The organism is Desulfatibacillum alkenivorans DSM 16219 (genome assembly GCF_900142135.1).
GTDB classification, from domain to species: Bacteria; Desulfobacterota; Desulfobacteria; order Desulfobacterales; family Desulfatibacillaceae; genus Desulfatibacillum; species Desulfatibacillum alkenivorans.
Window position 1 is genome coordinate 18,188 of the sequence record NZ_FQZU01000017.1, and the last position, 20,087, is coordinate 38,274.

Annotated in this window: 14 protein-coding genes; 11 read left to right on the forward strand and 3 right to left on the reverse strand. The window is 55.9% G+C overall.

Annotation, left to right across the window (positions count from 1 at the left end; all coding sequences use genetic code 11):
• Position 1: 1 nt before the first annotated feature.
• On the reverse strand, positions 2 to 1,087 hold the full coding sequence (gene dsrM / locus BUE18_RS14165) for a sulfate reduction electron transfer complex DsrMKJOP subunit DsrM (RefSeq protein ID WP_073476768.1): 1,086 nt from the start codon (positions 1,085 to 1,087) through the stop codon (positions 2 to 4).
• A gap of 31 nt (positions 1,088 to 1,118) precedes the next feature.
• Entirely contained in the window at positions 1,119 to 1,667 is a 549-nt protein-coding gene (locus tag BUE18_RS14170) for an RsbRD N-terminal domain-containing protein (RefSeq protein WP_170868371.1), read from the reverse strand.
• A gap of 1,599 nt (positions 1,668 to 3,266) precedes the next feature.
• Between BUE18_RS14170 and BUE18_RS14175 the strand changes: the two genes are divergently transcribed.
• The 11 genes from BUE18_RS14175 (at position 3,267) to BUE18_RS14225 (ending at position 17,721) form a co-directional block, all read left to right on the forward strand.
• The gene (locus tag BUE18_RS14175) at positions 3,267 to 4,928 is read left to right on the forward strand and encodes a long-chain-fatty-acid--CoA ligase (protein ID WP_073476772.1); all 1,662 of its coding nucleotides are present in this window, start codon (positions 3,267 to 3,269) and stop codon (positions 4,926 to 4,928) included.
• 77 nt (positions 4,929 to 5,005) lie between these two features.
• Positions 5,006 to 5,989: a phosphotriesterase family protein gene (locus tag BUE18_RS14180; protein ID WP_073476773.1), complete on the forward strand. Its 984-nt coding sequence runs from the start codon at positions 5,006 to 5,008 to the stop codon at positions 5,987 to 5,989.
• Between the two features lie 858 nt (positions 5,990 to 6,847).
• Positions 6,848 to 7,474 (forward strand): TetR/AcrR family transcriptional regulator, encoded by a 627-nt coding sequence (locus BUE18_RS14185; RefSeq protein WP_073476774.1) that lies wholly within the window; start codon positions 6,848 to 6,850, stop codon positions 7,472 to 7,474.
• Between the two features lie 4 nt (positions 7,475 to 7,478).
• Complete coding sequence (locus tag BUE18_RS14190; RefSeq protein ID WP_073476775.1) at positions 7,479 to 8,237, forward strand: outer membrane lipoprotein-sorting protein; 759 nt, start codon at positions 7,479 to 7,481, stop codon at positions 8,235 to 8,237.
• 2 nt (positions 8,238 to 8,239) lie between these two features.
• Positions 8,240 to 9,463 (forward strand): ABC transporter permease, encoded by a 1,224-nt coding sequence (locus BUE18_RS14195; protein WP_073476776.1) that lies wholly within the window; start codon positions 8,240 to 8,242, stop codon positions 9,461 to 9,463.
• Positions 9,464 to 9,476: 13 nt separating this feature from the next.
• Positions 9,477 to 10,709, forward strand: coding sequence for an ABC transporter permease (locus BUE18_RS14200; RefSeq protein ID WP_073476777.1), 1,233 nt, complete (start codon positions 9,477 to 9,479; stop codon positions 10,707 to 10,709).
• 37 nt (positions 10,710 to 10,746) lie between these two features.
• Positions 10,747 to 11,430, forward strand: a complete 684-nt coding sequence (locus BUE18_RS14205; protein ID WP_073476778.1) for an ABC transporter ATP-binding protein — start codon at positions 10,747 to 10,749, stop codon at positions 11,428 to 11,430.
• Between the two features lie 104 nt (positions 11,431 to 11,534).
• Positions 11,535 to 12,719, forward strand: coding sequence for a hypothetical protein (locus BUE18_RS14210; protein WP_073476779.1), 1,185 nt, complete (start codon positions 11,535 to 11,537; stop codon positions 12,717 to 12,719).
• A gap of 390 nt (positions 12,720 to 13,109) precedes the next feature.
• Positions 13,110 to 14,846, forward strand: coding sequence for an RCC1 domain-containing protein (locus BUE18_RS14215; RefSeq protein ID WP_170868372.1), 1,737 nt, complete (start codon positions 13,110 to 13,112; stop codon positions 14,844 to 14,846).
• A 74-nt stretch (positions 14,847 to 14,920) separates the two neighbouring features.
• Positions 14,921 to 16,666 carry a YgiQ family radical SAM protein gene (locus BUE18_RS14220; RefSeq protein WP_073476841.1) on the forward strand — a complete coding sequence of 582 codons (1,746 nt, stop codon included), beginning with the start codon at positions 14,921 to 14,923 and terminating at the stop codon, positions 16,664 to 16,666.
• 119 nt (positions 16,667 to 16,785) lie between these two features.
• Entirely contained in the window at positions 16,786 to 17,721 is a 936-nt protein-coding gene (locus BUE18_RS14225; protein WP_073476781.1) for an HD-GYP domain-containing protein, read from the forward strand.
• Positions 17,722 to 18,122: 401 nt separating this feature from the next.
• On the opposite strand, the gene BUE18_RS14230 is transcribed toward BUE18_RS14225, so the two are convergent.
• The gene (locus BUE18_RS14230) at positions 18,123 to 20,084 is read right to left on the reverse strand and encodes a peptide transporter (protein WP_073476782.1); all 1,962 of its coding nucleotides are present in this window, start codon (positions 20,082 to 20,084) and stop codon (positions 18,123 to 18,125) included.
• Positions 20,085 to 20,087 lie beyond the last annotated feature (3 nt).

The window sequence follows — 20,087 nt, forward strand, 5'->3', positions numbered from 1 at the left end:
GTTACTCCTTCTCCTCTGGCGCAGCCGCCTCTTGGGTTTCTTCCAAAGTCTTCTCCACGGGCAGGCCCGCTTCGATCATCCTTTCCCGGAACTCATCTTCATAATGCTCGTAGGTATGAACCTTGACCGGGTAGTTCCAGGGGTTGACGTGCCTGAATTCCCGGGAGTTGCACAGCAGGTTTCTGGTGGGGCTCAGGAAGATGCCGCCCATGTGCATGAGCTTGGACATGGGGAAGTACGCCAACAGCACGCTCACCAGAAAAATATGGAGATAAAACATCCAGCCTATGGCCAGCGCTTTTTCCCCGATCCCTGCAAAGTCGAAATTCAGCATGGACATGATCAGGACTTTTACTGCCACGATGTCCACCTTGATTACGTGACGCATCAGGATGCCGCTCAACGCAATGCTGATGATCAGCAGCAGGGGAAAGTAATCCTGGATCAGGGACACGTAACGAACCTGGGCGTTGGTCAGGCGCCTGAGCAGCAGCATGGTGGCCGCGCCAAGCAGGACAAAGCCGGAGATCAGCACGTGGGGCAGACCCAGTTGCAGAAAGCCGTCCAGGTTCTCCAGGAACATCACAGCCTGGAAGACCAGGGAGCCGTCTTCAGTGAAAAAACGGAAGTGACGAATAAACACGGTCAGGAAGGCGTAATGAAAAGCCAGGGCGAAAACCCACAGCCACATCTGCCATCCGTAGGCCAGCTTGGGGCCGTCGTGCAGTTCCATTTTTGTGTTGCGGAACAGGGACCTGAAAGTCAAAACTTCCAGTGCCATCCTTCCAACCACCCCCGCTTTGGTATAAGGCGCGTCAAAATAATTGGCCTTAATCCAGGGAAGGGATTTGCCCTGCCCTGCCACCGTGGCGATGGGAAACGGAACAGGACGGCGTCCCCACTTCACTACCTGAAGAATGACTCCTACGATGAACGCGATAAAAGCGAGCAACGGCACAACCACCCCCAGGAGCACCAAAAGCTCCGGAGTGTGGGAGTACTGGGCCAAACCGGCGACGCCGGCCGCGCCCACTACGAGCCCGCCAATCACGATCAGAGAAGCGATGAGGGAAATCCAAACGTTCATTTACCGTTACCTCTCTTCCACCTCTTTAACATTAGTTAACAGTTTCCCCGTCAGGATCGTCCGGAATTTCCGAAAGATCGCAAACAAGGTTCGCCCTTTTCATGGCCTTATAGGACAGGTTGCGCACTTCGTTGACCCTTATTCGGTTCAACCTTTCCCGGCATTCCATAAACACGTCAAAACCCGCAAGGGCCATGGCGTCGATCTTGGAATCAAGGGCGGACCAATCGGGCCTCTCCTCCAGGTTGGGCAGATCCTTGCCAACCTGCTCCCGGATCACTCCCTTGAGCTCAAACAAAAAACCGACCGCGTTCGACGGCGAAAAATCCTGTACAGCCCGGACTTTCATGGAATCCTCCAGCAAGTCCACCGCCTTTTCCCGTACGTCGCCCTCCCCCAGAAGCAAATCAAGCAGGCCTTCCAGCCCCTTTTTCAAAGTGCTGCCCACAGGATTTGCGAACGGGTCGTTTTTATGCTTGAACAGCCGGTAGGCATCCGGCGAATAAGTGGACAGAACCCGGTCCTGCCACTTGTCAAGGATGCGTCCCTGCCTTTTTTCTATAATATCAAATAGATCCACCTGAATACCTGCTCTCGCCCGGTCTATTCCCCCGGACCCTTATTGGAGATTTGGTCGCCGAACCCAGGCCGTGCGCGGGAAAACTTGAAGTTCCTCCCCGTCTCCCCTTGTCAACGCGGTTCGGCGCCTTATCTTATCAAAAAGGGCGCGTAACTCTTTAGTTTACGCCCGCTTCCGACAAGATGCGCCCTGGAATATCACTCGCAAAAGCGCGTCTTTTTCGAAAAGGAACAATGGCCTCAGGCGTCCCCGCCGCCCAAAACCAACCGGCTGATATGACAATGCATATTTGACCTGTACAGTCCGTCAACGGGCGACATTAGACGAACAGCCCTTGACTGTCAAGGAAAAAACCGGGTTTAGCGCCCCGAAATAAGGGGCTTTGTGCAGGAATTCACATGCGGATTGGGGGGTTAAATCTCCTTGAAAAAAAAAGAGGTTTTCGCCCTGTTCCCCCGCCTTCATCCCGCCGCCTCTCCCCAGGCCCTTCCCAGGCTTTCACAGGCCGGAAAAGCCCCTCACTTTCACTTGCTCCTTTGACTTTTTGTTCAGGCTTTTTCCTGCGACAAGACCATGGAATGCGCTTGTTTTGATTTATTCAGGCAGGCAAATCCCCTTGTCAGCACCGGCCAATTCTCTTTGAATAGCCTCGGCAGTGTAATTTTCCATAACCGGAAGCGTTGAACACGCCTCGTAACGGCAGGCCCCGCGCCTGCCCAAAACGCGCCCGGCGCGTATCAAAAATGGGTGGCACTGGCAGCGTAGTTTGCTGCCAGTGTTGCAAAGCAACAGTAGGCGCGGCCGGGAAAGAACATAGAAATCAGGTATATATGGCGGGCGTACGGTATTGATTGAAAGAGACATTTTGGCGATCTCGGATAAGCCATTATCTATAACAAAACAAATTTACTTCAAATACTTATATATGCATTCCCACGCAAAGCATGGGAACGAGGCGACGGGGAAGATAATAGAAATTGGGGATCTTCGGCGGGCGGGCGTACGGAGGCGATTGAATCCCTCCATTTGCCTGACCTTGGATGGAATCTTCGCCCGCTAAAATCTAACAACTTCCGCCAACCAAAGGGCCGCACCTTCTGCGCTTACGCGCCCAGGCAAGATACCGCATTGCCTGGGGCGCCCAAACAATTGCAGCGGTTGCGGATGATTGGATCTCCCGGACGTAAAATCCCGTCCTTTCCTCTGTGATCGCCCCACATTTTCCGGCCCGTCCATTCCTCTTTCAGCCTGCATTTTCAAAGTTTATCATTTTTATCCTTAAGAATTGCCAAGACTGGTGCTTTTAGTTTCAGGACTATAAAAAAACGCTTCACCTGCGAGCGATTTAGTGGTATCACGAAAAAATACGAACGTTCGTTCGGTTGCGCAAAATGGAGGATGCGCAAGTGTTTTTCCGAATTTTTTTGATTCCGCCTTTCTTGTCCCGCAATCAGGACAAGAGCGCTAAACAGGGCGAAAAGAAGCGTAATTTCTTGATTTGCTTCTTTTAAGCGCTGCGGGAGGCGGCGCCCAGGCCCGAAAATTTATCTTCCCCATCCAAAAACCCGTTTTAATCCCCCCCAGCAAAAGGAGGAAGCCGTGAACCAGAAGCATTTTCCCTTTTGGCCCAAGCGAGTACCCAAGGAACTTGTTTACCCCCAAACCCCCTTGTTTGATTTTCTGGAAGTCTCCGCCCGCCGTTACCCGGATCAGCCGGGCATTATTTATTACGGCAGGGAAATCACCTACACCGAATTCTGGGACTCCTGCCAGCGGCTGGCCGGCGTGCTTGCGGATATGGGCGTGAAAAAAGGCGACCGGGTGGCCGTATACATGCAGAACTGCCCGCATTTTTCCATCAGCTACCTGGGCGGCATGAGGGCCAACGGCGTGGTCGTTCCCCTGAACCCCATGCTGGTGGACAACGAATTGCGCATTCTGCTTACGGACTGCGAGCCCAAGGCGGTCATCACCACCACGGAGCTGTATCCCCGGCTGAAAGGCATTTGCGACGAACTGGGAATCAATAATATCATCGTAGGCGCTCTTTCGGATTACGTCCCGGAAGATCCTGACATCCCGGTTCCGGATTTTATAAGCCAGGTTCCCTCCTCCATTGAGGGAACCATCAACTGGCTGGACGCCCTGAAGGACGCCCCGGCGCCTCCCCCCGTGGAAGTAGGCCCCGAAGACCTGTGCCTGCTGCCTTACACCGCCGGCTCCACGGGCGTTCCCAAAGGCTGCATGCACACCCACAAATCGGTTACCTCCAACGTCATGGGCTCCATATACTGGGCCAACGGCTCGCCCAGCATGGTGGCATTGGCCGCCCTGCCCTTTTTCCATGTCACGGGCATGATTCACAGCTTTTTAGCGCCCATCGCCAACGGCGGCATCTCCGTTTACCTGACCCGCTGGGACAGGACCGCCGCCCTGGACGCCATTGAAAAATACAAGATAAACATGTGGGCCAACATCACCACCATGCTCGTGGACATGCTGGCGGCTCCTGACATCAACGAACGGGACATCTCCTCGCTCAGCTTTGTGGGCGGCGGCGGAGCGCCCCTGCCTGCGGCTTTGGGCGAAAAATTCAATAAAATGACCGGCCTTCAGTTCGCCGAAGGCTACGGCATGACCGAAACCATTTCCCAAACCCACTGGAACCCGCCTGACAACCCCAAACTGGGCAGCGTGGGCATTCCGGTCTTTGGCGTGGACTCCAGGATCGTGGACGTGATCACCCTGAAAGAGCTTCCCATCGGGGAGCAGGGCGAAATCGTGGTCAACGGCCCCCAGGTCCTCAAAGGATACTGGAACAAGCCCGACGCCACCGCCGAGGCCTTCACGGAAATTGACGGCAAGCAGTTCCTCAGGACCGGCGACATCGGACGCATGGACGAAGACGGATACTTTTACATCATGGACCGCGTGAAACGCATGATCAACGCGGCCGGATTCAAGGTATGGCCCGCGGACGTGGAATCCACCCTGTACCGCCACCCCGCCGTGCTGGAAGCCTGCGTCATCGGCATCCCGGACGACGAGCGGGTTGAGACGGTCAAGGCCATCATCGTTCTGAACAAGGACTCGGTGGGCAAGGTCACGGAAAAGGACATCATCGCCTGGTCCAAAGAGCAAATGTCGGCTTATAAATACCCCCGCTTTGTGGAATTTGTGGAATCCCTTCCCAAGAGCGGCGCAGGCAAGATTCTGTGGCGCCAGCTTCAGGAGGAAGAGCGGGAGCGTTTAAAAAAATAGTGCAACCTGAAGCCCGTCCGGGCGGGGAATAATCCGGGCGGGCCCCCAAAATACCTAAAAAGATCAAGGAGGATCCCATGGCTACCGTAAACACCGTATTAGGCCCCATCTCTTCTGACGACCTCGGCGTCACCCTCATGCACGAACATATCTTGTACGGCTACCCAGGATGGGACGGCGACAGGACCATCGCCCCCCTGGACCGCCAAGCCATCGTGGCCGCAGGCGTGGAAACCCTCAAGCAGCTCAAGGACGAATACGGCCTGAACTCCTATGTGGACGCCACCGCCCTGGACGGCGGCCGCATGCCCGACATCCTTAAGGAAGTCTCGGAAAAATCCGGCGTGAACATCATCTGCTCCACGGGCTACTACTACGAAGGGGAAGGCTCCCCCACCTATTGGAAGTTCCGGAGCAGCCTGGGCGACGTCTCCGGGGAGTTGTACGATCTTTTCATGACGGAAGTGACTCAGGGCATCATGGACACCGGCATCAAAGCCGGCGCCCTCAAGGTAGGATCCAGCAAGGGCGAAATCACGGATTACGAAAAAATCATGTTCCAAACCGCCGCAAGGGTTTCCAAGGAAACCGGCGTGCCCATCATCACCCACACCCAGGAAGGCACCATGGGGCCGGAGCAGGCCGAACTCCTGATAGCGGCGGGCGCCAATCCCAAGCAGATCCAGATCGGCCACATGAGCGACAATGTGGACATTCAATACCAGGAGGAAACCTTCAAGCACGGCGTATACGTATCCTGGGATCGCATGGGGCTTCAAGGCCTGGTGGGCTGCCCCATGGACGCCGAACGCATTCCCGTCATGATCGAACTGATTAAAAAGGGTTACGCCGACAAAATGATGATCTCCCATGACTTCATCATCACCTGGCTGGGAAGGCCCCTGAATCTGCCCGAGGAAGCCCTGCCCCTCATCGCCAACTGGCATCCCTCGCATCTGTTCAAGAACATCATTCCCGCTTTCAAAGAAGCCGGCGTCACCGACGATCAGATCAATTCCATCATCAAGGAAAACCCCCGCCGCCTCTTCGCCGGCGAATAGAATAACCGTCCTTTCCTCGCGGCGGGCCGATGCAACGGCCCGCCGTGTTTTCCTGGATCGCCCCAGCTCCAAATTTTTGCGCGGGGACCGCACGGCTGCGCGCGAGAAAACCTCGCAACTACAAGCAAGGAAACCTCGCAACTACGCCGGGTTTCGGGAAAGAGATTTCGTCCGCCATGCCATCCCGTTTCATAGTGTCTTTCCCGGCCGCGCCGGCGCCTTGCTGCCACAACTCAGTCGCGCCCCAATTTTCGGCGGGTGCATGGGTTCTCTCGGCCTTTTTGGAGCTTCAGAACCCTGGCAGGCAAGGGGGCCTGCAACTACACAGTGAATTCATGGTCTGAGACTGTTTACAAAAAAGCCGAGCGGCTTGCCGCGCCCATTTACGGGAGGCCCATGCAGCGCTTTTTGCTGCCTGGGTTGCTTTAGCAACAAAAGGTGCGGCCGGAACAATTATTGGAGTTTAGAAAGGCCGGCGGGCGTAAGGTCGTGTTCGAATCCTTGCTTATCTTTGACTTCGGATAGGACGTTCGGCCGCAGAAAAGTCTTGGTTTCTATCAGCACAACGGCCGCTCCTTTTGCGCTTCACGCCTAAGCAAGACGCTGCTTTGCCTGGGGCGCCCATCATGGAAAACGGTTGCAACCGACTTTTCCAACACCTAAAAACTAATTAATTTCAATAGTTCCATATACACCCCCACACAAAGCACGGGAACGAGCCAAAACAGCCAATCTTCCCCCATATTTTTCGACCCATAGGTCATTTTTTTCTTGACCCGCCATTGGCATGGGCGTATCCTGTAAAAAATCGACCCGCTGGTCGAAAAAATCATTCAGGAAAAACAGCGTAAGGAATTTATGAGAAAAGAACTTCGCATAGAACGCAAAAACAAGCTGCTGCAGGCGGCGGCGGAAGTGTTTGCGGAAAAAGGCTACGCCGGGGCGTCCATATCGGACGTGGCCGCCCGGGCGGGCATGGGCAAGGGCACGGTGTACGGATATTTTCCCAGCAAGGAGGATCTCTTTTTCGACGTGTTTTTCTGGTACGCCCTGCAATTGATGACGGATATTCACTTAAATTTTTTTAACGGTCGTCTTTCCGTTCGTGAAGCCTGTCTGCGTTTTACCTCCGAACTGGTAGAGCGCATGATTGAGTCCATTAAAATGTATCCCCTGACTCTTGAGTTTTGGTCCGCGGCTGCGTCAGGCGGATTGCGGGACCGATTAAAACAAGCCATGTCAAGGATGTACTGTGATTACCGCAATCTTATTGGATCCATGATTCAGCAAGGGATTGAAACTGATGAATTCCTGCCGGAAACCGATGTGGAAGGACTTTCGGCGGGAATCATGGGGGCCATCGACGCTTTGGGCCTGCAATTTTGGATGGACCCGGACTTTGACATCCGGGGGGCGGCCGAACAAACCATGGCTGCAATTTTAAATGGGATTTCCGTTCATCCCGAAACTGGCGATAAAGGATGATATCATGAAGCGACAAGCGACAGGCATTCTGGTTTTGCTGGCTTTAGCCCTCGCCCCCTTCCCCGCCCTGGCGGATGAAGACGGCGCGGCCATTGTGAACAAGGCTTTTGAGTACATGCGCGGCGACACTTCGAAGTCGGTGGTGGAAATGACCATCCAGCGTCCGGACTTCACGCGCACCATGGTCATCAAGGGCTGGACCAAGGGAAAGAGCGACGCCCTGTTTTTCATCGAAAGTCCGCCCAAGGACGCGGGCAACGGCACCTTAAAGAAAGGCCGGGATATGTGGACGTACAACCCCAAGGTGAACCGCACCATCAAGCTGCCCCCTTCCATGATGAGCCAGGCCTGGATGGGCTCGGATTTTTCCAACGACGACCTTTCCAAGACCGACTCCCTGGTGGAGGACTTTGACCACACAGTGACTGCGGAAAAGGAAGTTGACGGCATGAAGGTTTATGAGTTGACCTCCATCCCCCACGAAGGCGCGGCCGTGGTCTGGGGCAAGCTGGAGCTGACCATCCGGGAGGACGGCGTGTTGCTGCGGGAGGCCTTTTTTGACGAGGACGGCCTTTTGGTCAAGGAAATGACCAACAGCGATGTCGCGGAACTTGGCGGCAGGCTTTTCCCCAAAGTATGGACCATGAAAAAGGCGGGCGAGACCGACAGATTCACCCGGTTAACTTATCAGGAGTTGGCCTTTGACGTGAAGCTGCCTCCCAACCTGTTTTCCCTGTCCAGCCTCAAGACCAAACGGAGATAATCATGGGCGATCTTAAACTGGCGTGGCGCAACATCTGGAGGCATACAAGGCGGTCGATCCTGACCATGATGGCCATCGGCTTCGCCTCGCTGCTCCTGGTGTTCATGCTCTCCTTTCAGTTCGGGTCTTACGAAGGCATGATAGACGCTTCGGTCAGGCTTTCCACCGGGCACTTGCAGGTTCAGGCCCAAGGATACCACGACAAACCGGAAATGCGGAAGGTGGTGAAAAATCCCCGGAAGGTCATGGACGCCCTCAGCCGGACTCCAGGCGTTGAAGCGTGCACGGCCCGGTGCCAGACCTTTGTGCTGGCCTCCAGCGAGGATCGCACGCGGGGAGTCATGATCATGGGCGTGGATCCCGAAACGGAATCCAGGGTCTTGAAAACCTCCTCCCTGATTCGCCAGGGGGAATATCTTTCCTCGGACGATCCCAACACGGTCATCATTGGAGCCCTATTGGCCGAGCGTTTGAAAATCGGCCTGGGGGAGGAACTGACCATTTTAGGCCAGGCAAGGGACGGCTCCATTGCAGCCACGGTCATGACGGTAAGGGGGATTTTCAAGTCCGGCATCGACGAGGTGGACCGGTCCACGGTCCAGATGCTGCTGACGGACTTTGACCAATTGTTCGGCATGGACGGCGCGGTGCACGCGGTAGTGGCCGTAGTCCACAAACTGACCGAGGTGGGTGAAATCAAAAATACCGTGATGCAGGACGACGCCCTGAAAGGCCTGGCGGTCCTTGACTGGATGGAATTGTCCCCCGGGCTTAAGCAATCCATCCAGATGGACCTGGTGAGCGGAATCATTATGTACGTCATCCTGATCATTGTGGTGGCCTTCAGCATCATGAACACCTTTTTGATGGCCGTGTTTGAACGCACCCGCGAGTTTGGGGTCATGATGGCCATAGGCGTCAAGCCCTTGCGGCTGGTGAAAATCATCCTCATGGAATCCATGTTCATGACCGGCCTGGGGTTGTTGTTCGGCATGATTCTGGGCGCGCTTCTCACCCAGTATTTTGCGGGCGCGGGAATTTCCATGGGAGGCGCGGCCGACCTCATGGCCCAATACGGGATTTCCGGCCGAATGTATCCCCGCTTGTCGCTGATCACGTTATTCAGCGGCCCGATCCTCATTGGCGTGGTGACTTTTTTTACGGCCCTTTTACCGGCCTTGCGCATCCCCAGGCTCAAGCCCGCCAACGCCATGAAGGCGGTGTAGTTTAGGAGGAAATATGTTTGCACAATTGGCATGGCGCAACATTTGGCGCAATCCAAGACGCACGGCGATCATCCTGCTGGCCATTTTCATGGGCGTGTTTTCCATGATTTTTTTCGCCGCCTTTTCCCGCGGCATGGCAAATGGCATGGTGAACAACGCCATAGACAACCTGGTGGGCCACATTAAAATCCAGCATCCCGACTATCGCTCCGACCCGGACATATCTCATCGGATAGACGATCCCCGGTCTGTCATGGACGAAATCCGGCCAGAACTGCCTGACGGATCGAAGATAGTCCAGCGCATCCGGGTGGAGGGCGTGGCCGCCAACGCCAGGGAAACTGCGGGGATTGAAATCACGGGCATTGAGCCTTCCAAAGAAAAAGGCGTTTCGTTCATCGGGGATGCTCCCATTGAGGGGGAAATGCTGGAGGAGGATGACGAACACGGGATTCTTTTAGGCGCCGCCCTGGCGGACCGGTTTGACACGGAGGTCGGCAAGAAGCTGGTGCTGACCACCCAACGGGCGGACGGCGAGACCCAATCCCGGGCGTTCAGGATCAGGGGCCTTTACCATGCGGAAATCCAGGCCACGGAAAAGGCCTATGTTTTCATCACCCTGGACGCGGCTCGCAAGCTGGTCGGGAACAAAAATTGCGCCACGGAAATCGCAGTCACCCTGCCGGAAAATAAAGCGGACCGGGCGTTGGAGCAGACCGTTTCCAAGTGCAAAGAGGCGCTCAAGCCGTTCAATCTGTCCGTTTACGACTGGATGGAGCAGATCCCCGCCATGAAAGCCTACCTGGCCATGTTCGACATGTTTCTTTACATCTGGTTTGTGGTGGTGTTCATCGCCATGGGCTTTGGCATCGTCAACACCGTGCTCATGGCCGTGTTCGAACGCATGCGGGAATTCGGCCTGCTAAAGGCCATCGGCATGAAGCCTGCGTGGATCATCCGCATGGTCCTGGGGGAAAGCCTGTTTCTGCTGATTGCAGGCTGCGCCGCAGGAACACTGTGCAGCCTGGCTTTCACCTGGTACGTGGCCGTGACGGGCATTGACCTGGGCAGCTTCGCCCAGGGGGTTAAGATGTGGGGCATGTCCCGGATGATTTATCCGGCCATCGATATCGGAGACGTGATCGCAGCCAACGCCGTGGTGATTGTGCTGGGATTGATCGTCTCCGTCTATCCGGCGGTCAAGGCCGCCCGGTTCACCCCCGTGGAAACCATGCGGCAAAATTAATCTTTAATGGCTCAAGCCTTCATATGAGGAAAATACCATGAACGCGGTAAGTGCATCAAACGTTTCCAAAATTTATATGCAGGGCGACGTCAAGGTGACGGCGCTCAATAAAGTCAGCCTGGAAGTTGCACCCGGGGAGTTCGTGGCTCTGGCCGGACCTTCCGGATCGGGCAAGACCACCCTGTTAAACCTCATCGGCGGCCTGGACGAGCCGGACGGGGGTAAAATTTCCGTCAACGGAAAGGACTTTGCAAACATGTCCTCCGGGGATCTGGCCGAACTGCGGCTATCCCAGATCGGCTTTGTATTTCAGTCATACAACCTTATCCCCGTGTTTACGGCTGAGGAAAACGTGGAGTACATCCTTCAGCTTCAAGGCGAGGGCAAGGCCGAACGCAAGAAAAAAGCCCGAGCCATGCTGGACGACGTGGGCCTGGAAGGAAAATACGACCGCAAGCCGGCTCAGCTTTCCGGCGGCCAGCAGCAGCGGGTTGCCGTGGCCAGGGCTTTGGTTTCCAATCCCACGTTGATCCTGGCGGATGAGCCCACGGCCAACCTGGATTCAGTCACCGGCGAAAGCCTGCTCCGCACCATGCGCGAGATGAACCAAAAGCACGGAGTCACCTTTATCTTTTCCACCCATGATTCCATGGTCATGAACGCGGCCAAACGGCTGGTTTCCATGAAAGACGGCGCCATCGTGGACGACAAGGTCAAATAATGCGACTCACACGCACGCTTTGCATAATCTGCTGTTTGCTTTGGATTGCAGCCCTCCCCTGCCAATCCGCGAGCCCGGACGTAGAAGCCAAATGGGGCGGCCACTTGCGCGCCCAGGGATCCTCCTCCTGGTACGGCAAGCCCCATGTGCTGGAATACGTGGGCGACACAGGCCCCCTTGCGGACGGAGGCTTTGACGGACGATTGAACGGTTCTTTGTTCGCGGGCGAGCATCTGACCCTGGAAGCCCAATATCAAGCCGCTTTTACAGGCGGGGAATCCCGCAGGCAAATCTGGCGGTTGGCGCAAGGATTTCCCACGGCCCAATCCCTTGCGGCCGGCGCCCCCTCGGACGAGCACAGACTCTTTTCCCTCACAGGCGTGTTGGAGGAAAACGAGGACTGCCTTTTATATCATCGCCTGGACCGGCTTTCGGCAACCTACGCCGGAGACAGGATGACGGTGCGGGCGGGAAGGCAGGCCCTCACCTGGGGCAACGGGCTGATTTTCAACCCCATGGACTTGCTGAACCCCTTTTCCCCCTCGGACGTGGTCCGCGACTACAAAACCGGCGACGACATGCTGGTGCTGCAAGGCTGGGCCGGGCCTTTTTCCGACCTGCAACTGGCTTACGTCCCCCGCAAAAACGTCTGCACGGGCGACGTTTCCGGCAGCGAATCTTCCATTGCAGGCAAAGCCAAGTTTTCGGCTTTCGGCTCGGATTGGGACGTCATGGCCGCGCGGCATTACAAGGACGCGGTTGCAGGGTTCGGCATGGTCCGGTACGTTTTAAATGCGGCGTGGAGGATGGACTTCACCATCACGGCCCTGGGCGGCGATTTTTCAGACAGCGATTTCAGCGCCGTAACCAATCTGGATTACTCCTGGATATGGGGCGGGCATAATTTTTACGGCTTGTGCGAGCTGTATTACAACGGTTTCGGGCGCAACGATCCGTGGGACTCCCTGATGGACCCGGATCTGCTTATCCGGTTGGATCGGGGGGAAATATACACCCTGGGCAGGTGGTACGCCTCCGGGCAATTGCAGTTTGAAGCCCATCCTTTGGTGAACCTGTTTCTTTCCACCATCATCAACCTGGACGACGGCTCCTTATTGATTCAACCGAGAATCTCGTGGGACGCCCTGTCCTCCTTCAACATCCTTGTTGGGACGGACATCCCCGCCGGGTCCGGCAATACGGAGTTCGGCGGCCTGGACGAGCCGTTCACCGGCAAGTCCATGGGATCGCCGGTCAAGGCCTATCTGCTTGGCACGTGGTATTTCTAATTCTCGAACGGACGAGGAATCAATCCACACCTAAAAGCCATTCTCCTGGCGCCCCTTCAGGCCCGTTAACAAACGCAATGCCGCCCTTCCTTGACAAATCCGTTTGGTCCCGTTTAATTGCACGAGGCAAATTTAGCATTACAGGATGTGATTCGTCCTGATGTAAGACGCCAGTTCTTTGATGGGGATCAAGGGGATCTTCTGAGCCGGGGTTGCAGGATTCGCATTGTTCTAAATTGTCACGCCAATAAAAATCAGCTCAGGAGTTGCAACATGACCGCCCCAGTACACCGGATCAAGGCAAGGCCGCTTTACGCCATTTTTTTCAGACACTGCTTTTCCTTTATTTTCATACTTTTATTTATCATATTGGCGCAAGCAGGCATTTCCTTGGCAGACGGCCTATGCCCCTCCGACCCGTTCAAAACAGCTCCCGGCATTACCGGCTGCGGAAACCCCGAGCCCATGATCGCCTGCGGCGAGTATTTCTCCCTGGCCTTGGATCATGCGGGACAAGTCTGGTGCTGGGGTTTCGGGCATTATGGACAGATAGGAAACGGAAGCAGCGCCACCCATCAGACCGCCCCCGCTTTGGCGGGCTACGGAATCTTGTCCGATGTACGAAGCATCGCAGCAGGAAAGAACTTTGGCATGGCCCTGGACGGTGACGGCCAGGTGTGGACCTGGGGAGATAACGATTATTACAAACTGGGGCGCGGCGCAGATTCGGAGCCTGATAAGGACAATATTCCAGGCCGCGTGAACTCCGTCCTTTCAGGCTGTAAGGCCATTGCGGCGGGATACAACCACGGCTTGGCCCTGGATTCCCAAGGCAGGGTGTGGTCCTGGGGAAAAAACGAAGGCGGCGCGTTGGGGATTTCCGGCATTGCGGAACGCAGCAAGCCGGGGTTGGCGTCGGGAACGCTTCCCATGGTAAAAGACATCGCCGCAGGCTATGATTTTTCCATGGCTCTGGCCGAAGACGGCTCGATCTGGGCATGGGGCGCCAACGGCCGGGGGCAGCTTGGAGACGGAACCAATACCCCCAGGCCCTTCCCGGCGCAGGCCAGCTCCGTGCTGTCTGGCATTACGGCAATATCCGCAGGCTATCAGCACGCCATGGCCCTGGACTCCCAAGGCAGGGTGTGGGTGTGGGGATACGGCGGCAACGGCGTCCTGGGTCAAGGGGCTTATGAAGACCTCTCCACCCCCATAAAAATGGGAGGGCCTGTATCCAATATCGTCAGCATATCCGCCGGGCTGTGGCATACTTTCGCCGTCGCCGCCGATGGGTCGGCCTGGGCTTGCGGCTACAATAACACTGGGACCCTGGGGGACGGAAGCGCCTTGGAGCGAAAGACTCCCGTCCGGGTTCTGGCGCCGGGCAAGGTCTTGGCGGCCGCGGGCGGTCGAAATATGTCCCTGCTGCTCCTGGATGACGGCCAGGTGCGCTCCATGGGAAACAACATGTACGGCCAGCTTGGAATTGGAACTACGGATTATGACGCGCATCCCGACCCCGTGACCGTGCTGGACGGGGCTTCGCCATTCAAGATTTTTTCGGACCAGGATGACGACGGCGTGGACGACCTGTACGATAACTGCCCTTCCCTCTCCAATCCCGGCCAGGAGGACAGGGACGCCGACGGCGTGGGCGACTTATGCGATTATTGTCCCGGCGACTACAATCCCGATCAGAAGGACTCGGACGGGGACATTATCAACGACGCCTGCGACAATTGTCCTTCCGTCTACAATCTTGACCAACACGACTTGGACGGGGACGGCGTAGGAGACGCCTGCGACAACTGCCCCGGCAATCCCGACCCCAACCAAAACGACTCGGACGGCGACGGCCGCGGCGATCTTTGCGACAATTGCCCCTTCACCCCCAATTTCAGCCAGCAGGACGAAAACAACGACGGGATTGGAGACGCCTGTCCGGGCAAAGGCGGCTGCGATTTGAACGGCGACGGTTCGGCTGACCTTGCCGACGCCATCCGCATTCTGCAGATAGCGACCAATAACGATCCAGGCGGGACGATCAATCGCGACAACGCCCTTGGCGATGACGGCAGGTTTGACGTGGAGGAGGCGGTGTTTATATTGCAAAGGGCTTGCGAATAATATAGCCTGAATATCATTGCGTGGTTATGATCTGCCATGGATCCCGCTCTTTTATGGAAAAGGCTATTTGTTTTATGTTTCTCCCCACAACCAAACAGGAGCTCAAAAACTGGGGTTGGGACCGCTTGGATGTGATCCTGGTCTCAGGCGACGCATATATTGACTCGTCCTACTCGGGCGTTGCGGTGATCGGGCGGGTGCTCCAAAAGGCCGGATACCGGGTGGGAATTATCGCCCAGCCGGATATGGACTCCGGGGAGGACATTTCCCGTTTGGGCGCCCCAAGATTGTTTTGGGGAATCACGTCCGGCTGCGTGGACTCCATGGTAGCCAATTACACGGCCCTGGGCAAAAAGATCAAGCAGGACGATTTCACCCCCGGCGGGGTCAACGACCGCAGGCCGGACCGGGCCGTCATCGCCTACACCAACCTGGTGCGGCGCTATTTCAAGGAAACGGCGCCCATCGTCCTGGGCGGGGTGGAGGCCAGTCTGCGGCGCGTCTCCCATTACGACTTTAAGTCCAAATCCATCCGCCGCTCCATTTTGTTCGACGCCAAGGCGGACGTCCTGGTCTACGGCATGGGCGAGAAAGCCGTGCTGGAGCTTGCCGCCGCCCTGGATAAAGGCGAGGATTGGCGCAATATCCGGGGTATCTGCTTTGCGGACAAAGCGAAGCCCGAAGGCTTTTTGGAACCGCCCTCCCATCAGGCGGTGAGCAAGGACAAGGCGCAGTTTTCGGAAATGTTCCGGGCTTTTCAGGAAAACCAGGACCCGGAGACAGCCCGGGGATTTTGTCAGTTGCAGGACACGCGGTATCTGATCCACAACCCGCCACAGCCTCTTCCCGGCGCCGAAGAACTGGACGGATTCTACGAACTGGACTACCAGCGGGACGCCCATCCTTATTATGCGGAACAGGGGCCTGTCCGGGCGTTGGACACCATCCGGTTTTCCCTGACCACCCATCGGGGATGCTTTGGGCAATGCAATTTCTGCGCGATCACCGCCCACCAGGGCGCCCGGGTTCATTGCAGGACCGAGGCGTCCATCTTGCGGGAGGCTGAACGCATAACCGCCCTCCCCGGCTTTAAAGGCTACATAGCCGACGTGGGAGGCCCCACCGCCAATATGTTCGGCTCCGCCTGCAAGAAGCAAGGCGGCCCCGGCGCATGCGCCCACAAAAGATGCTTGTGGCCCAAGCCCTGCCCCAACCTGGTTTTCGGCCATGACAAGCAAATGGCGCTTTTAAGGAAGCTGGGAGCGCTGCCCGGCGTGAAAAAAGCCTTTGTAGCCTCGGGAATCCGGTACGATCTGATCCTGGCAGACGGGAAGCAGGGCGCCGCCTATCTGCGGCAAATTTTGAAGGATCACACTTCAGGGCAAATGAAAATCGCGCCCGAACACGCTGTTGACCCGGTCCTGCATTTCATGGGCAAGCCCGGCGGCGAAGGCCTGGAGCGCTTCAAAGAGATGTTCGACGCCCTGGAATCCAGGCTGGGCAAAAAGCAATTCCTGACCTACTATTTCATGGCCGCCCATCCGGGCTGCACATTGAACCACATGCGGTCTCTCTCCAAATACGTGCAGGAAAAATTGCGGACGCGCCCGCAGCAGGTCCAGATTTTCACCCCCACTCCGTCCACCTACTCCACCCTCATGTATTACACCGGGAAAAATCCCTTTGACGGCAAGCCTGTGTTCGTGGAAAAAAATCCCCCCGCCAAACAAGACCAAAAAGACGCCCTGACCGGGCCGGCGCCCAAACCAAAGTCCCGGCCGGCTGACAAGCGCCATAGAAAAGGCCGGCGCAGAGGCTGATAAAACCCATTATTTTAAAAATCCTTACAGATTAATCGGCGGCGCAAATTAATTGCCCTTAACGCTTTCTCTTTGCTATAAAATTTAGGGGCTTAACTTTTAATGAGAGATTGATTTCATTGAGCGACTTCATCCAAATTCGGAAATCCCAAATATATTTTTACGAAAAAACACCGCTGTACACAAAGACCGACAAGGGCGGCTTTGTCCTTTATAAAGCCTCGCACCTGAAAGTCGACCCAAAGCGTTTTGCGGCGGACGGCTCCCCTTTGCTGTTTACCCCCATTGAAGCCCAGGAATTGGCCTCCAAGGAGTTGCGCGCCCAGTTGACGGACGCGCTTTTAAAAAGCGTGAAAGGCGGCGATTTAAAGGCTGTCAAGTCCGGTATGTGCAATATTGTGGAGGAAGCGTTCCAGGATCCCTTGGATGACAGTCTGCAAATCCTCCCGGATTCCCTGGAAATCATGTTTGAAGGCTATCCCAATATTATTCATCTCATCAAAGAAATTAACGAAATCCGCGTGGGCGGATCAAGCCTGGTGGAGCATTCGGTCAACACCATGGTGTTGGCGATCAACTACTGCATCTGCGATTCATTTTCTTTTAAAGACACCAAGGATATGAGCCTGGCCGCCCTGCTCCATGATGTGGGTTTGACCAAACTTCCCAAAAGCCTGATTGAAACAAACACAAAACTGTCTGATGCACAATTCATAGAGTATCAAAAGCACCCGAAAATCGGATATGACATGGTGCGGGAAAAGGTGGAAATGCCGGCCTCCATGTCCACGGGAATCCTCGAACACCATGAGCGTTTTGACGGGTCGGGCTATCCCAAAGGCGCGACCAAAATTTCCTTTGCCGGCTCGTTAATTGGCATGCTGGACAGTTTCGAAAGCCTGACCAACACGGAAAAACAGCACCGAAAAAGAAAAAAGCCTTTCAACGCCCTCAAAATCGTCCAGGACGAAATCCTGAAATTCGGCCGGCACGATAAAACCGTGTTTAGGAAATTTTGTCTGAGCCTGAAGGGCAAAAGCAACTTTACCCTGTAGACGTCCTCTGGTGAGCGCCTTTTAGGCGTGCAGGGTGCGCTTTGAGCAGGGCAAGCCCTGAAGCTACACTGAAACTTCATCCCCGAAGATCATATACAACAGCGCCGCACGGCTTGCCGCGCTTATCCTTTGGGTGGCCCAGGCAATGAGTGTATTGCCTGGGTTGCGCGGCGCCAAAAGGCGCGGTCTGGAAAGTGTTTAGAAATTACAAAAGGTCGGCGGGCGGATGGACTTGATGAAACCTATGTTTCCAAGCGGATGAAAACTTGCCGAACGGGCGCCCATTTTTAGTCTATCGTTAATGGGAATCCAATTACTCTGACTTCCTCAGTAATGTCTTCAAGCGAAGGTCTCTATTCCGCGCCTAATTCGCAATCCGTCCTCACAACCACTATATTGTTCTAATACGCCAACCTTCCCAAGGACTTGAGAATCAATGCGAAGCCCATGGCGAACATGCCGGTGAGGCCCATGCCGCAGGAGAACCCGGCCAATAAGACCGGCGCGTATTGCCGCCAGGATTTTCCGTACTTCTTGAGGAAGAAAAATCGTCCCAGCAAGGCGCCCGCCACTTCCAAAAGCATGCCGTGGGGCGTGCTCTGCCCCAAACCGCGGACCACGCCGTAAATCAGCATGATGGGCAATCCGAACAGCATGAGCAAAAAGTAGGTCAGCACGCCGAATCCCATGCCCGCCGCCACATACTCTCCACGCAAGGCCTGAAAAAACAGGGAGTTGCCTTCCAGGGTGGAAGTCTGCATCAACAGGGAGTTCAGGGCCTGCAAATGCCACAACTCCTGAGCGTAAGGATAGCTGGAGGACGGAATGGGCGCCAGCCTCCATATGAACTGGGAGAACAGCAGGCTGGCGATGATCACCACCGGAAAGACCACGATTTCCGCCTTGATGATTCCCCGCAGACTGGTTCCGGTCAGTTCGATCTGCCGGAAATGCACGGTGGCCTCGCCGTAGTTGTGGATGGGGATGGGCGCGTACCAGATTTCTATGCCCGAATATCCGAAAAAGCGGGCGCCGGCGATAAAACTGGCCTCCCGCACCAGGGGCAGGCTGACGAACTGGCCTGCAATGCCCTCCATCCGGGCTGAGACGTACGACACCACGGGAGTGTATATAAACCCGTAGGCCAGGAAGAATATCCACGGAAAGGTCGGCACCAGCCATACGCACAAAAGCACGTAGGCCAGGGTGGAGAACACGTAGATCCCCAGGGATATGTAAATGCTGAAATCCCCCCTGCCTTCGGGCGGGTGCAAAAGGTTTTTCCACGCCCCTCTCTCGCCCGGCGCCTTCTTGCCAAAGGAGCGCACCACGTGCCAGACGCCCACGGCGGCGATGGCCAACCCCAGGCCGATGCCGAAGCTCATGTAAAAATCGAAATTATTGGCGAACACCGTATCCACCGTGCCCATGCCAGGATGCCACCGATGCAGGATGCCCACGGAATGGAGAATCGGATTCAGGATGACCGTGATGATCAGACCCACAAGCCCGCCGATCACCGCCCAGAACGGCAGCACCATGCCGATGAAAATCAGCCCGATATCCAACTGGATGCCGGTGGCAACAGCGGGCAGGACTTGCTCGGTATAGCCGGTCAGCTCCACCCAGGGGATGGGAATCAACCGGATGGACTTGGCGAAAAGCAGGCCCGAGACTATGGGCAAAAGCACGTAGATGGCGCCGAAGCCCAGGCCGATCATGCCGCCTATGGAAAAGACCCGCCATTTCCAGCTTGTCTTGCGGTCTTCGGTGGATTCGGCCAGAGCCATGGTTCCCAAAGCCCCAACGGGCGCCATGGGGAAAGGCAGCTTTTCCACGTCGGAAGTGATGCGGTACAGGGTGTACCCCAGGCCGAAGTGGTCGATGCGTTGAATCAGTTGGGCGCCGGCCAGCAGCAGAATGGGCGTCAGCCAGTCCCTATGGAAAAAGGTGCGCTCCACCAGAGAGGAGGAATCGGGTCCGGGCGCCACCCAGCTTGGGATGTATTCCACCAGACCGAGCATGCGGGCCGCGTCGGACTGCACCAGGTATTGGCTCCACAAAAGCCCTTGGAAAGGCGACGCCAGGGCTGCTCCCGCCATGTAGTATAAGAGAAAAACCTCCTGCTGCTTAAGCTCGGTGTAGGAGCGTTTGGCGATTTCCGCAAACAGGATGATGGTCACCCACCGGGCCGCCGGTCCTATGCCCGTGCCGATGACCAGTTGCAGGTACATGCTTCCGGGCATCATGAGGAAGCCAATGAAGATGGCGCCCACAATGGTTTTCCAGTCAAAGCCCTCTTCAAAGTGGGAGGGAGGCTTTAACAAATCCCGATATTCTTGTAATTCTTTGTCCTCGTACATTAC